15 protein-coding genes are annotated in these 12,966 nt (G+C 57.8%); 7 read left to right on the top strand and 8 right to left on the bottom strand.

Features of this window, described 5'->3' with window-relative positions:
• Positions 1-37: 37 nt before the first annotated feature.
• Positions 38-1,057 carry an anthranilate phosphoribosyltransferase gene (trpD, locus tag B7L15_RS02425; protein ID WP_085917455.1) on the bottom strand — a complete coding sequence of 340 codons (1,020 nt, stop codon included), beginning with the start codon at positions 1,055-1,057 and terminating at the stop codon, positions 38-40.
• A 35-nt stretch (positions 1,058-1,092) separates the two neighbouring features.
• The gene (locus B7L15_RS02420; RefSeq protein WP_085917454.1) at positions 1,093-1,698 is read right to left on the bottom strand and encodes an anthranilate synthase component II; all 606 of its coding nucleotides are present in this window, start codon (positions 1,696-1,698) and stop codon (positions 1,093-1,095) included.
• A gap of 269 nt (positions 1,699-1,967) precedes the next feature.
• Here B7L15_RS02420 and B7L15_RS02415 point away from each other — a divergent pair, with 269 nt between their 5' ends.
• Positions 1,968-2,885, top strand: coding sequence for a metal ABC transporter solute-binding protein, Zn/Mn family (locus B7L15_RS02415; RefSeq protein WP_085917453.1), 918 nt, complete (start codon positions 1,968-1,970; stop codon positions 2,883-2,885).
• An 18-nt stretch (positions 2,886-2,903) separates the two neighbouring features.
• On the opposite strand, the gene B7L15_RS02410 is transcribed toward B7L15_RS02415, so the two are convergent.
• Complete coding sequence (locus B7L15_RS02410) at positions 2,904-3,572, bottom strand: phosphoglycolate phosphatase (RefSeq protein ID WP_254902833.1); 669 nt, start codon at positions 3,570-3,572, stop codon at positions 2,904-2,906.
• Between the two features lie 146 nt (positions 3,573-3,718).
• Here B7L15_RS02410 and B7L15_RS02405 point away from each other — a divergent pair, with 146 nt between their 5' ends.
• Complete coding sequence (locus tag B7L15_RS02405) at positions 3,719-5,017, top strand: NAD(P)/FAD-dependent oxidoreductase (RefSeq protein WP_085917451.1); 1,299 nt, start codon at positions 3,719-3,721, stop codon at positions 5,015-5,017.
• A 22-nt stretch (positions 5,018-5,039) separates the two neighbouring features.
• Here B7L15_RS02405 and rpe read toward each other — a convergent pair whose 3' ends face one another.
• Positions 5,040-5,735: a ribulose-phosphate 3-epimerase gene (gene rpe / locus B7L15_RS02400; protein ID WP_085917450.1), complete on the bottom strand. Its 696-nt coding sequence runs from the start codon at positions 5,733-5,735 to the stop codon at positions 5,040-5,042.
• Positions 5,736-5,966: 231 nt separating this feature from the next.
• On the opposite strand from rpe, the gene cysP reads away from it, so the two are divergent.
• From cysP to B7L15_RS02380, 4 genes are read left to right on the top strand one after another with little or no spacing between them, the layout of a single operon-like run.
• The gene (gene cysP / locus B7L15_RS02395) at positions 5,967-6,974 is read left to right on the top strand and encodes a thiosulfate ABC transporter substrate-binding protein CysP (protein WP_085917449.1); all 1,008 of its coding nucleotides are present in this window, start codon (positions 5,967-5,969) and stop codon (positions 6,972-6,974) included.
• Positions 6,975-6,998: 24 nt separating this feature from the next.
• Positions 6,999-7,853 carry a sulfate ABC transporter permease subunit CysT gene (gene cysT, locus B7L15_RS02390; protein ID WP_085917448.1) on the top strand — a complete coding sequence of 285 codons (855 nt, stop codon included), beginning with the start codon at positions 6,999-7,001 and terminating at the stop codon, positions 7,851-7,853.
• On the top strand, positions 7,853-8,680 hold the full coding sequence (cysW, locus tag B7L15_RS02385) for a sulfate ABC transporter permease subunit CysW (RefSeq protein WP_085917447.1): 828 nt from the start codon (positions 7,853-7,855) through the stop codon (positions 8,678-8,680). Before cysT ends, cysW begins: the two co-directional genes overlap by 1 nt.
• Positions 8,677-9,771: a sulfate/molybdate ABC transporter ATP-binding protein gene (locus tag B7L15_RS02380; RefSeq protein WP_085917446.1), complete on the top strand. Its 1,095-nt coding sequence runs from the start codon at positions 8,677-8,679 to the stop codon at positions 9,769-9,771. Before cysW ends, B7L15_RS02380 begins: the two co-directional genes overlap by 4 nt.
• 77 nt (positions 9,772-9,848) lie before the next feature.
• Here B7L15_RS02380 and B7L15_RS02375 read toward each other — a convergent pair whose 3' ends face one another.
• Positions 9,849-10,466 (bottom strand): alpha-ketoglutarate-dependent dioxygenase AlkB family protein, encoded by a 618-nt coding sequence (locus B7L15_RS02375; protein WP_085917445.1) that lies wholly within the window; start codon positions 10,464-10,466, stop codon positions 9,849-9,851.
• A 174-nt stretch (positions 10,467-10,640) separates the two neighbouring features.
• Between B7L15_RS02375 and B7L15_RS02370 the strand changes: the two genes are divergently transcribed.
• Positions 10,641-11,234 carry a YajG family lipoprotein gene (locus B7L15_RS02370; RefSeq protein ID WP_085917524.1) on the top strand — a complete coding sequence of 198 codons (594 nt, stop codon included), beginning with the start codon at positions 10,641-10,643 and terminating at the stop codon, positions 11,232-11,234.
• Between the two features lie 35 nt (positions 11,235-11,269).
• Here the strand turns inward: B7L15_RS02370 and B7L15_RS02365 are convergent, their stop codons facing one another.
• The 3 genes from B7L15_RS02365 to B7L15_RS02355 are packed head-to-tail and all read right to left on the bottom strand — an operon-like array spanning position 11,270 to position 12,937.
• Positions 11,270-11,905 (bottom strand): thiopurine S-methyltransferase, encoded by a 636-nt coding sequence (locus tag B7L15_RS02365; protein WP_085917444.1) that lies wholly within the window; start codon positions 11,903-11,905, stop codon positions 11,270-11,272.
• 21 nt (positions 11,906-11,926) lie between these two features.
• On the bottom strand, positions 11,927-12,562 hold the full coding sequence (locus tag B7L15_RS02360; protein WP_085917443.1) for a TIGR04211 family SH3 domain-containing protein: 636 nt from the start codon (positions 12,560-12,562) through the stop codon (positions 11,927-11,929).
• A 48-nt stretch (positions 12,563-12,610) separates the two neighbouring features.
• A complete protein-coding gene (locus tag B7L15_RS02355) occupies positions 12,611-12,937 on the bottom strand; it encodes a DUF1820 family protein (protein WP_085917523.1) in 327 nt (108 codons plus the stop codon).
• Between the last annotated feature and the right edge of the window lie 29 nt (positions 12,938-12,966).

Genomic DNA, 12,966 nt, shown 5'->3' with positions numbered 1-12,966 from the left:
AAAATTAATCTTTTTTAAACATAGTTTGTTTAAGCGCCTACTGCTTGAAAACGCTGGTGAAGTGGGACAATTCTTTTAGCTTTTCAAGCGGTAATTTGGAGGCCTGGGCATCCTGAGCCAACATCACGCCCTCTTTCAAGCTATCCGCCACGCCCGCGCAATACAGGGCCGCACCTGCATTCAGCGCGACCATGTCCGCCGCCGCACCGTCACCACTCAGCGCCGCTTTCACCAGCCGCAAGCTATCTTCCGCGCTGGTGGCCTTGAGCGTAGCCAGACTCTGGCGCTCGATGCCGAAGTCCTCGGGATTAATGGTGTACTGGGCAATCTCGCCGTCCTTAAGCTCTGCCACCTGGGTCGGGGCGGCCAACGAAATTTCATCCAGGCCGTCTTCGGAATGCACGACTAGCACGTGGCGACTGCCAAGCTTCTTCAGCACTTCCGCCATCAGCGGCACCAGCGACGGCGCATAGACACCCAACACTTGATTGGGCGCGCTGGCCGGGTTGGTCAGCGGCCCCAGAATATTGAACAGCGTGCGCACGCCCATTTCACGGCGTGGGCCAATGGCATGGCGCATCGCTGGGTGGTGGTTGGGGGCAAACATGAAACCGACACCTACTTGCTCGATACAGCGGGCAACCTGCTCAGGCTTCAGGTCGAGGTAAATATCCGCCACGTCGAAAAGGTCGGCACTGCCAGACGACGATGAAACGCTGCGGTTGCCGTGCTTGGCCACATGGGCGCCAGCAGCGGCAGCGACAAAACTGGCGGCAGTGGAGACGTTAAACAGGTTGGCGCCATCGCCGCCGGTGCCGACGATATCCACGATGTTGTCGGCATCCAATTCAACCCGCTTCATCAAGTCTCGCATTACCTGGGCGGCAGCACTAATTTCAACTGCACTCTCGCCTTTCATGGCAAGCCCCACCAGCAGACCGCCAATCTGGGCATCGGACGCTTCACCGGTCATGATCTGGCGCATCAGCGCGTGCATGGCATCGAAAGAGAGGTCTTCGCGGCGCATCACCGCGTTAATTGCGTCTCGCATTTGCATGAACAGGAAAGCCCCTAAAGCTGTATTTCCGGCGGTCAGCCGCGTTGTAAAAAGTTGGCCAGTAGCGCATGACCTTGACGGGTAAGGATGGATTCAGGGTGAAACTGAACGCCTTCGACATCGAGTTCGCGGTGTCGCAAGCCCATGATAACCCCTGGCGTAACATCGTCATCAGCGGTCAATGCGGTTATCTCCAGGCAGTCGGGCAAGCGTTGCTTATCCACCACCAATGAATGGTAACGGGTCACTTCCAACGGGTTATCCAAGCCGGTAAACACCCCTTGGTTATCATGCTCTACCGCTGAGGTTTTGCCATGCATGACCTCTGGGGCGCGCACCACATGGCCGCCGTAGACCTGTCCAATGGCCTGATGCCCGAGACACACCCCCAATATCGGCAGCGTGCCGGCAAAATGTTCAATGGCCGACAGGGAAATTCCGGCCTCATTGGGCGTACAGGGGCCTGGCGATATAACCAGATGGGTTGGCGAGAGTGCCGCCATCTGCTCAATGGTGATCTCGTCATTACGATGGGTCACGACCTCAGCGCCTAACTCGACCAGATACTGAACGATGTTAAACGTAAAGCTATCGTAATTGTCCAGCATAAGGACGCGCTTGGCGACCTTCACCTTTGCCATTGGCTGTCGACCCTTTAGGTAAAACGATCAGTAACAACTGCTTTACCACGATGATACCCCAACCCGGTGCGTCATTGCAGGGGTTTAGAAGGCGACCAGGAGACGTTGACGCCGGGCCACCCACAGGAACACGCTATGCTGTTAAGGTATAAGTTGCCAGCGCAGTGGTCACGTAGCGTTTGCGGGACGCCTCCCAGCTAACGGGAACTGGTATCGCGGTAGAACAATCTTTATTATCAGTCGCTTTTCAAGAGAGTCAGGAGCGTGGGATGCGTAACAATGTCATGAAATGGGGGCTGCTCTTGCTGGCATTGATGATCGCCAGCCCCTCGACAACGGCGCAAACCCCGCTTCGGGTGGTGGTGTCATTTTCGGTGATCGCTGATCTGGTCAAGCGAGTGGCGGGTGACGCTGCAAGCGTGGATGTGATCGTTCCTGCCGACGAAGACGTCCATCGTTGGGAGCTTACCCCGCCCAATGTGCTGGCATTGGAAGAAACCGATCTCGTGTTTTACAACGGCCTGGAATTAGAGCCCTGGCTGCGCGATGTAAAAGCCATTGTGGAAAATGATCTGCCCATGGTGGCCTTGGCCGAAAATGCAGATTACCCTGCGCTGCCGCTTACCTCTGGTCGCTATCAAGGCTACGCGAACCCCCACATGTGGATGGCCCCCGAGGGCGCCGCTGCTTATGTGGACGTTATCGCCGATACCCTGTCAAAACATGCACCGGACCATGCTGACGCGTTCGATCAACGCGCCGCGGATCTCAAGCAGACACTGAAAGAGCTCGATGCCGATATTGAAGAGCGCCTGGGCGGCATTCCCCAGACGAACCGAACGCTTGTGACCAGTGAAGCAGGCCTTGCCTACTTCGCCGACGCCTACGCGTTCGAGTACGACGCTTTGTGGGGCGTCAATCACGAAACTCTGGGGACCCCGGCCGCGATGGCCCGCCTGCAGGCAAGGCTGGCCGAGAAGCGACCACCCGGCCTGTTTTTCGAGAGCACCACACCAAAGATTCACATGGACGCCCAGGCACGTTATGTCGGTCTTCCCCTGGCGGGGCCACTCTACGTGGACGCCCTCAGCGGCGGTGACGGACCGGCATCCAGCTACGCGGACATGCTGCGCCACAACGCCGAACAGTTGCATGCCACCCTGGGTGGTGCCAGAGAAGAAGACTAGGAGCCTGGCAGCTTCATATCAGGTGATCATCTCGGCGAGTGACGTCAGTACGGCATCAGGATCGCTGTGGCTGATCGGTTCGCCGTGATTATAGCCATAGGGCAACGCCAGGGTGGTAAAACCAGCGGCTTTACCCGCTGCGATATCATGTCGTGAATCCCCCACCATCACGCAATCGCCGGGGGGCACACCGCAGGCGTTAGCAGCGTACAGCAGCGGTAACGGGGAAGGCTTCTTCTCAGCCAGGGAATCACCGCCCAGGCACAGATTAAAGCAGGCGTTCAACTCGAAGTGGTCCAAAATAGGCGCAATAAAGCGCTCTGGCTTATTGGTGATCAGCACCAGGATATAGCCTGCTTCGCGGAGCGCCGTCAGTGCTTGCCCGACGTGAGGATATAAGGTGGTCAACTGATTGGGGGCCGCCGCATAATGGTGTAAAAACCCCGCGTAAGCACGCTCAAAAAGCCGGGCATCGGGTGGCGTGCCCAGCGTCCAGGTTAATGCCCGCTCAACCAGCACGGCAGCGCCGTTTCCAACCCAGTCGCGAACGTTATCTGACGCTGGCATTGTCAATTTCTGGTCGGCCAGCGCATGGGCTACCGCGACCGTTAGATCGGGAACCGAATCGATGAGCGTGCCATCGAGGTCGAAGGCAATCATACGCTTGCCGTGAAGAAGTGGGTGCAAGTGACCATCCTTTCTACTTAAAAATCACCTAAAGCTGGCTCCAGGACGCGCCCTGAGACCGGCTTTGCTATATGAAACGCAGCTTACATTCGTCACTACCGCAAGAAACCTCTATGCTGAGTCTTATTTCAGTCAAGGAGTAAGACATGAGCCTTCCCACCATCGTGATCGTTGGCGGCGGTGCCGGCGGACTGGCCCTGGCAACTCAATTGGGACGTAAGCTTGGCAAGCCTGAGCGCGCCAATGTTGTCTTGCTTGACCGTAATACAACCCACGTCTGGAAGCCGTTGCTGCACGAATTGGCCACCGGGGTACTGAACTCCAGCATGGACGAAGTGGATTACCGCGGTCATTCGTCGGCGCATCATTATCGCTACCAGCGTGGCTCGCTGTCCGGCATTGATCGCCAGGCCAAGCAGCTGCACCTGGCCCCCATTGTGGATGAACAAGGCGAGGAGGTTCTCCCCGCAAGACAGCTAGGCTACGACTACCTGGTCATGGCCCTTGGCAGCGTATCCAACGACTTTGGCACGCCAGGGGTCGCCGAGCACTGCCATTTTATCGATTCGCCCCAGCAAGCCAAGGCGTTTCAGCGCGATATGATCAATACCTTCCTGCGCTACACGGACCCATCGCTGCGCCAGCATCCCCAACTGACCATCGGTATAGTGGGCGGTGGCGCTACCGGGGTGGAACTGGCCGCCGAACTGTTTGACGCCTCAAGGATGCTCAATGCCTACGGGGTGACCGCCACCGACCACCAGCAAATCAGCGTGCACCTGCTCGAGGCCGCACCGCGATTGCTTCCGGGCCTGTCCGAACGCATCAGCCAGACCGTTCAGCAAGAGCTGGAAGACATGGGCGTCACGGTCCACGTGGGGACTGCGATCAAAGAGGCCCAGGCTAGCTGTCTGGTTACCGGCGACGATGACGTGATCGAGACCGACCTCAACGTCTGGGCGGCGGGCATCAAGGCACCGCCGTTTCTCGCGGAGCAGGGACTTTCGACCAATAACAAAAACCAGATCAAGGTCGCTAAAACGCTTCAAAGCGTCGATGATCCGGCGATTTTTGCCCTGGGCGACTGTGCCGACTGCCCGCAGGGGGACGACAGCGCCGTACCCCCGCGTGCCCAGGCCGCTCACCAGCAGGCCAAACACCTGGTCAAGAACCTGGTCAATCAGCTGGAAGGCAAACCGCTCGCCGATTTTCGCTACCGGGATCACGGCTCGCTGGTGTCCCTTGCCCGTTACGATGCCGTCGGCAGCCTGATGCGCAGCTCTGCATCACGCGGGCTATTCCTGGAGGGTTGGCTGGCACGCCGTGCCTACGCGTCGCTCTACCGAATGCACCAGCTATCGATCCACGGCGCGCCCAAAACCGGCCTTGCCTGGCTGGTCGATAAGCTCAATCGTTACCTGAAACCCCGCATGAAGCTGCATTAATCAATTAAACCAAGCATTTAAATCAGGCACTGGCAATCGCTTCGCGCAACTGCCGAATTACGGAATCATAGCCGTGCGGGTCACTTTGCTGGTGGGCATTAAAGATCGCCGACCCGGCGACGAAGGTATCCGCCCCGGCAGCGGCGATATCGGCTATGTTATCGGCCTTGACGCCACCGTCGACTTCGAGGCGGATCGCGCGCCCTGACGCATCAATCCTCGCGCGCGCATCGCGCAGTTTATCCAGCGTACCAGGGATGAACGACTGCCCGCCAAAACCGGGGTTGACGCTCATCAGCAGCACCATGTCGACCTTATCCATGACGTAATCGAGATAGGAAAGCGGCGTTGCGGGGTTGAATACCAGCCCGGCTTTGCAGCCGCTGTCGCGTATCAGCTGCAGCGAGCGGTCAATGTGCTCGGAGGCTTCCGGGTGAAAGGTAATATAGCTGGCCCCCGCCTCGATAAAATCGCTGATCATTCGATCCACTGGCTTGACCATCAGATGCACATCAATGGGCGCTGTCACGCCGTGTTGGCGTAATGCCTTGCAGACCATCGGCCCGATGGTGAGATTGGGCACATAGTGGTTATCCATGACATCGAAGTGGACGATATCCGCTCCTGACGCGAGCACATTGTCCACTTCCTCTCCCAGGCGGGCGAAGTTGGCGGAAAGAATCGAGGGAGCAATTAAGCAATCACGCGCAGCGGTCATATCAACAATCCTGCTTTACCAAAGTGAGTAAACAACGGCCATTACCGCATTCAAGGGGTTGCATGTTACCAGAAGCGTCGCGCAGCGGGGTTTGTCAGGTATTGTCTTTAACATATATTCTAAAAAAGAATATAAAACAGAATTGTAATTCCACAATCACAGGTTTAAGCTTGCTAACTATATTATCAATACCAGATTGCCAACACTGGCTAAGTTATTAAGGAGCTTAGAATGTCATTTGTCGTTTTCCGTCGTAGCGTCTTGGCGTTGGCTATCGGCGCCACGCTTTCAAGCCCTGCCATTGCCCAGGAACGCGAACTGCTGAACTCCTCCTACGATATTGCCCGGGAGTTGTTTGCCGAGATCAACCCCAAGTTTGAAGCCTGGTGGGCAGAAGAACACGGTGAAGACGTTGAGGTCAGCCAATCCCACGGCGGTTCATCTGCCCAGGCACGCGCCATCATGCAAGGGTTGCGAGCTGACGTCGTGACGTTCAACCAGGTGACCGATGTCAACGTCCTCGCTGAGGCGGGCCTGGTTGATGAAGACTGGCAGGAGGCGCTGGACAACAACGCCTCGCCCTACTACTCCACCACGGCGTTTTTGGTGCGCAAGGATAACCCCAAGGACATCGAAAACTGGGACGACCTGGTGAACGAAGACGTTGAAATCGTTTTCCCCAACCCGAAAACGTCGGGCAACGGCCGCTATACCTACCTGGCCGCCTGGGGCTTTGCCGACGAGCAATTTGACGGCGACGAAGAGCAGATTCAGGACTTCATGCGTACCTTCCTCGCCAACGTGGAGGTCTTCGACACCGGCGGTCGCGGCGCGACGACCAGCTTTATCGAACGTGAGATCGGCGATGTGCTGATCAGCTTCGAGTCCGAGGTGAATAACATTCGCAAGGAATATGGCAGCGATGATTACGAAGTAATCGTGCCGCCTACCAGCATCCTTGCTGAGTTCCCCGTGGCCGTCGTGGGCGAAAACGCTGAGCGAAACGGTAACAGCGACCTGGCGCAAAGCTATCTGGAATATCTCTACCGTGAGGACACCCAGCGGCTGCTGGCAGGCTTCAACTACCGTGTGCACCATGAGGCGGTGGTCGAGGAATTTGCCGATCAGTTCCCCGAAACCGACCTGCTGAAAGTTGAAGATGTTTTCGGTAGCTGGCCAGAAGCGATGGAAACGCACTTTGAAGGTGGCGGCATGCTGGACCAACTTCAGCGCCGCTAATTCTCTAATTCGCCGGACTGAGCCATGAGCCACTTCGCCCTTCGACACTCCGGCAGCGCGCGCGTGCTGCCGGGTTTTGGTCTTTCCATGGGTATCAGCGTACTGTTTATCTCGCTGGTACTGCTGCTGCCCATTACCGGGCTGTTTGGCCAACTCGCCGGACTGAGCTTCGCTGAATACTGGGCAATCATCACTGAAGGCCGTGTCGTCGCCAGTTACATGGTGACCATTGGGGCGGCCGCCCTCGCGGCGTTGGTCAATGCCGTCTTTGGCCTGCTGCTGGCCTGGGTGCTGGTCCGCTATGACTTCACCGGCAAGCGGCTGCTCGACGCGCTGATGGATTTGCCCTTCGCCTTACCTACAGCGGTGGCTGGCATTACCCTGGCAACGCTCTACGCGAGCAGTGGCTGGATGGGCGGCTGGCTGGAGTCACTGGGATTTCAGGTTGCCTACACCTGGGTCGGTATTGCTCTGGCCATGGCGTTCACCAGCATCCCGTTTGTGGTCCGCACGGTACAACCCGTACTGGAGGACATGCCCGCTGAAGTCGACGAGGCGGCGATGTCACTGGGCGCCACTGACGGTGTCGCGTTTCGTCGGGTCATCATGCCCCACTTATGGCCGGCGCTGGTCACTGGCACGGGGCTTGCGTTTGTGCGCTCACTCGGCGAATTCGGCGCCATTATCTTTATCGCTGGCAATATGCCTTACGAAACCGAGATCACCGCGCTGATGATTTTCGTCAAGCTGCAGGAGTACGACTACGCGGGGGCTTCGGCAATCGCCTCGGTGGTGCTGTTTGTTTCGCTGACCCTGTTGCTTGCGATCAATGTCTGGCAGGGGCGCTTTATTCGTCGCTTGCATGGAGGTAAGGGGTAATGCGTCGAATTGGGGATGCACCACTGATCCGCCGCCTGCTGATTGCAGCGGCGGTGGGCCTATCGGGGCTATTTCTACTGCTGCCGCTGGTCGCCATTTTCGCTCAGGCCTTCTCGCAGGGTGTCAGCGTGTTCTGGTCAAACGTCAGTGACTTTTACACCCTGCACGCAATCGGCCTGACGCTGGGTATTGCCCTGCTGACAATTCCGGTCTGCCTGGTGTTCGGGGTGGCACTTGCCTGGCTGGTGACGCGCTTCAGCTTTCCTGGCCGTCGACTGCTACAAACGTTAATCGATATACCGTTCGCGGTATCTCCCGTCGTCGCCGGGCTTATCTACCTGCTGCTATACGGGCGCAACGGCTGGATCGGCGGCTGGCTGGACAGCTACGATATTCAGTTGATGTTCGCCTGGCCGGGGATCCTGATGGTGACCATCTTTGTCACCTGCCCCTTTGTTGCCCGGGAACTGATCCCCTTGATGCAGGCCCAGGGCTCACGTGAAGAAGAGGCGGCCGTAACGCTCGGTGCATCGGGATGGACGACGTTTCGGCGCGTTACCCTGCCCAACATCCGATGGGCACTACTTTACGGCATCATTCTCACCAACGCCCGCGCGGTGGGTGAGTTTGGAGCCGTCTCGGTGGTATCCGGGGCGATTCGTGGCCAGACCAACACCCTGCCCCTGCACCTTGAGCAGCTTTATCAGGATTATAACGCCGTGGGGGCTTTTGCCTGCGCGGCTCTACTCGCATTGATTGCCCTACTGACGCTCGCCGCCAAGGCCGGGCTGGAATGGCGCTCGTCGCGCCGGGAGGCATTTGCATGAGCATTCGCTTACACAATATCGCCAAGCACTTTGGCGCGACTCAAGCGCTGGAACCGATCAATCTGGATATCCAGGAAGGCGAACTGGTTGGTCTGCTAGGTCCTTCCGGCTCGGGTAAAACCACCCTGCTACGCATCATTGCAGGGCTTGAAAACGCCGACCAAACACCGACGCCCGGCAAGATTTTATTCGGCGAGCGCGATGTCACCCACGTGCATGTCCGTGACCGGCGGATTGGCTTCGTGTTTCAAAATTACGCCTTGTTCCGCCACATGAGCGTCTACGACAACGTCGCGTTTGGCTTGACTGTCATGCCGCGTGCGAAGCGGCCCTCTGCCCAGGACATTCGGGCCCGGGTGTATCGGCTGCTTGAAATGGTCAAACTCGAAGCCTTTGCCCACCGCTACCCGGCGCAGCTCTCCGGTGGCCAGCAACAGCGCGTTTCACTGGCCCGTGCGCTCGCCGTCGAGCCGGATGTTCTACTGCTTGACGAGCCGTTTGGCGCGCTCGATGCCAAAGTACGCCAGGAGTTGCGCCGCTGGCTGCGTCATCTACACGAAGAGTTTAACTTCACCAGCGTGTTTGTGACCCACGATCAGGAGGAAGCCCTTGAGCTCTCTGACCGCGTCGTTGTAATGAGCAACGGGCGTATTGAGCAGATCGATACGCCGGAAACCCTCTACCGGGCACCCCAGAACCGCTTTGTGTTTGAGTTTCTCGGCGACGTCAATTACCTGGAAGGCAAGGTACACAACGGCACGCTTACCTGCGGCGACGCGCACCTGGCGGTGGACCTGCCGGATGGCGACGAAGAATTGTTGCTGCGGCCCCATGAGATTCGCCTGGCCGAGCAGCCCGCCCCGGAGAGCCACCTGCCAGTGACGATCACCGCGATTTCCCCCGTGGGCGCCGAAGTCCGGGTGGAACTGGAAGCCGACTGGCTGGCAAAGCCCTGGCTGGCAACGGTGCGCCACGCCGATTTCAACCGGCTGGGATTACGCCGCGGCCAGCGGCTTTACGCCCACCCGAGGCATTGGCGACGCTTCCCCGACGCAACAGAAAACACGATGGCGAAAACTCAAGTCGCATAGTGAGTTGCACAGTCCGTCGGCTGCCCCGGACGGGGCAACCGACGTCAATAACAGGATTATGTTTTCTGACTCAAGCCTCAGAAACGCATCTGCCTGAAGGTCAAATTGACCCGCGGATCAGAGACTTTTTTGGTTTTGGGCAGGCTATGTAGCCAGTTTTTCTGGGTACTGCCTTTCATTATCAACAAGCTGCCGTGCTCAAGGCTCAGCGACACCCGTTCGCCGGTGACTTTATGTTTAAACGAGAATTTTCTGGCACTGCCTAGCGTCAACGACCCGATCGCCCCCTCTTCAACCAGCTCTTTTTCGCCATCGCTGTGCCACCCCATGCCTTCATCGCCCGAGCTGTAAAAATTACACAGGCACGAATTGAAGATATCGCCACTGCTGCTTTCCACCCGCTGCTTAATCTCGCGCAAGACGTCAGGCCACATCAACGCCGTCCTGGTATGCCCGGAGTACGTATAGGAGACGGGCTCATCCGCGTACCAGGCCATCTTCCTCTGGGTCACGATCTCTTTGCCAAACATGAACGCACGATCATGCGCCCAGCTCAGTTGATCAATACATTGCTCCAGATAACGATCCGCCGCGCCAGCATCCAGGATTTTTCCGTGGTAATAGGCTTCGCCGTCCTGCGGCAAGAGGTTAATCAACTTCATTTCGTCATTTTCAAATAGATCGGTATACGTCATCACAACGCCTGGTTGGTGTCCATGGAGCGAAGCCAGCTTTGCACTGCCGAGAGTGGCTCACAGTCAGCGGTTAAAAACAACTTGGCAAACCCGCATCGTCTGATCATACCGCTGGCGCACTACCAGCGTTATACTGACGCTCTGATGACAGTTTCAACAACAGCGGAGAACTCCATGCTACGGCGTCATTTGCTCACTTTATCTGCCTCCTTGCTGGCCACTGTGTGGCTTGCGGGCTGTGCCAGCCCCCACTACCTGCAGCTTTCCCCGGAACGCACCGCCAACGTACCTTCAGTCGGTCAGGGGCAGGAAGTGACTGTCCTGGCGCAGGATGGTCGTGACAGCGAAGTGATCGGCAACCGTGCAGGCGGTGGCATGTCGACCGCGAAAATCACCGTCAACAGCCATGAAATCATCCCACGCTTGCAGCAGGAAGCCGAGCGGGCAGTCGCCGATATGGGCTTCACGCCCACCCGGCAAGCCGCCGACGGGCGTCCCAGCCTGACGCTGGAACTGGCAAGCCTTACCTATGTGCAGGGCAACAGCGACCAGCCATTGATCGACGAAGCTCGGATTGAAGGCGTGTTACGCGCCATCGCGCGCAATGACGGCACCACCTACACGGGTACCTACACCTCCAGGCGCACTCAGGAGTATGCGGTCAAGCCCGACAAGGATACCAATACGCGAATGGTTAACGACCTACTAAGCGATGCGCTGAATCGCGCCTTCAGTGACCAGGACCTTGGCCAACTGCTGGCCCGCTAACCCCTTTGACCATTACGTTAGTGCGTCAGAGGTTTTTATGGTTCCAGCGGCCCTCGACGCACTAAATGCCAAACGGTTTCCGTTATCCCGCGCGCATCCGGCTCGGTCTCTTCCAACAGCGACAACCGGAAATTGGGCGTCAACAGTGCCTCGACTTCCTCATGCGGGACGCTGTAAGGAGGGCCCCCGCCCTCTCCCTGGTGTGCCACACTCACCAGCAGCCCTTTGGCCCCCGGCGGCGTCAGTTGGGCAAGATGAAACGCATAACGCTGGCGCGTCGCTTCGGGCAGGGCGATTAGCGCGGCGCGGTCGTAAAACGCGCCGATTTCGCTTGCCTGCTGAATGTGCAAGTGAAAAAAATCGCCGCACCACAACTCGATATTGCCTTGGCGGCTGATGTTGAACCCCGCCTGTTGATAACGCGATACCGGAGTCGATGACTGGGCAAGAAACTGCTCGATTGCCTCAGGCGCCAGCTCAACACCCAGCACTGGATGCCCCGCTTCAGCAAGCCAACGCATATCCAGCGTTTTACCGCAGAGGGGAACCAGTACCTTGGCGCGGTCAGGCACGCCAAGCGATGGCCAGTAATGTGTCAGCGCGGGGTGGGGTTGGGGCAAATGAAAGCCAATACGCCCCTCCTGCCACCGGGCTCGCCAGAGATCCGTCATTTTTGGTCGCTCATACGCCCATTAAAACCAGCGATCGCGTTTTTTACGCCGACGTGGCAGGTGAGGCACGATAAGACCGACAACCAGGCCAGCACCGGCGACGCCTCCGCCATACATGAAGTAGCGCAGCAGCAGGTCCTCTTCCTGGGTATCAAGCCGTGCTTGCAGGGCGCGCACTTGCTCGCTCGACTCATCGACATTACTGCTCAGTTGGTCGTTACGCGTTTCCAGTTCATCAATGCGCTGCTGACGTGCTTCCAAGGTATCGCGCATGGTGGCCACGCGCTGCTCCCATTCTTCGTTGATACCGTCTAACTCATCGGTAAGCGCGGCCACCCGTGACTCGAGTTCTGGCAGCTGTTCGGTGGCACTGGGCGTTTCCTGGAGCTCATCGCTCAAAATCCATACGGTATCGCCGCCATCACCGCGCACGCGGGTGTAGTCGCCGCTGGTTTCAAGCACCTCAACCTGCTCGCCGGCATTCAGCGTCCCCACAATGCGGTAGCCATCCGTGGGGCCACTGCGTACATAGGTTGAAAGCTCATCACTTACCCAGGCCTCATTTTCCGGCTGGGCCACCCCATTGACACACCACACACTGACTAATACACCGGCGGCAACCGCCCGGTAACGATGACAAAATTGAGCTATCTGCATGACGTAATGTCCTGATTAAGTCACTGCCCTTCGGCAGCGCTAACGTGTCTAATCTCCGCGCGGTGGGAGTGAAAACGGACGAGGAAACTCCGCCACCTGCGCGTCGCTTTTAACGGCTTTCAAAGGTCCCTCACGCTCCACTTCATCAATGCGCACGATCGCGTTGAGCGGGAGGTAACTTCGCTTCACGCCTTCGAAGGTGCGCTGCAATTTTTCGCTCGCAGGGTCGATTACTACCCTCGAGGAATCTTCAAAGACAAACTCCTCGACTTCAATAAAGCCCCAGAGTTCGCTTTGGAATATCTCGCGCACGTATAAATCCCAAATTTCACCCTGCTGGTGCACCACCACTCGGTAAATTGGCTTGGCCGCCATCTTGGCCTTTTCCTCTTGCCGCTGGAACG

The sequence above is a fragment of the Halomonas sp. CSM-2 genome, from assembly GCF_002119345.1.
Lineage (GTDB): Bacteria > Pseudomonadota > Gammaproteobacteria > Pseudomonadales > Halomonadaceae > Vreelandella > Vreelandella janggokensis.
This window is presented reverse-complemented; position numbering and strand designations above follow the sequence as displayed.

Coding starts and splice junctions, on each gene's coding strand:
- trpD (WP_085917455.1), bottom strand. CDS start 1,057: ATGCAAATGCGAGACGCAATTAACGCGGTGATGCGCCGCGAAGACCTC.
- B7L15_RS02420 (WP_085917454.1), bottom strand. CDS start 1,698: ATGGCAAAGGTGAAGGTCGCCAAGCGCGTCCTTATGCTGGACAATTAC.
- B7L15_RS02415 (WP_085917453.1), top strand. CDS start 1,968: ATGCGTAACAATGTCATGAAATGGGGGCTGCTCTTGCTGGCATTGATG.
- B7L15_RS02405 (WP_085917451.1), top strand. CDS start 3,719: ATGAGCCTTCCCACCATCGTGATCGTTGGCGGCGGTGCCGGCGGACTG.
- rpe (WP_085917450.1), bottom strand. CDS start 5,735: ATGACCGCTGCGCGTGATTGCTTAATTGCTCCCTCGATTCTTTCCGCC.
- cysP (WP_085917449.1), top strand. CDS start 5,967: ATGTCATTTGTCGTTTTCCGTCGTAGCGTCTTGGCGTTGGCTATCGGC.
- cysT (WP_085917448.1), top strand. CDS start 6,999: ATGAGCCACTTCGCCCTTCGACACTCCGGCAGCGCGCGCGTGCTGCCG.
- cysW (WP_085917447.1), top strand. CDS start 7,853: ATGCGTCGAATTGGGGATGCACCACTGATCCGCCGCCTGCTGATTGCA.
- B7L15_RS02380 (WP_085917446.1), top strand. CDS start 8,677: ATGAGCATTCGCTTACACAATATCGCCAAGCACTTTGGCGCGACTCAA.
- B7L15_RS02375 (WP_085917445.1), bottom strand. CDS start 10,466: ATGACGTATACCGATCTATTTGAAAATGACGAAATGAAGTTGATTAAC.
- B7L15_RS02370 (WP_085917524.1), top strand. CDS start 10,641: ATGCTACGGCGTCATTTGCTCACTTTATCTGCCTCCTTGCTGGCCACT.
- B7L15_RS02365 (WP_085917444.1), bottom strand. CDS start 11,905: ATGACGGATCTCTGGCGAGCCCGGTGGCAGGAGGGGCGTATTGGCTTT.
- B7L15_RS02360 (WP_085917443.1), bottom strand. CDS start 12,562: ATGCAGATAGCTCAATTTTGTCATCGTTACCGGGCGGTTGCCGCCGGT.
- B7L15_RS02355 (WP_085917523.1), bottom strand. CDS start 12,937: ATGGCGGCCAAGCCAATTTACCGAGTGGTGGTGCACCAGCAGGGTGAA.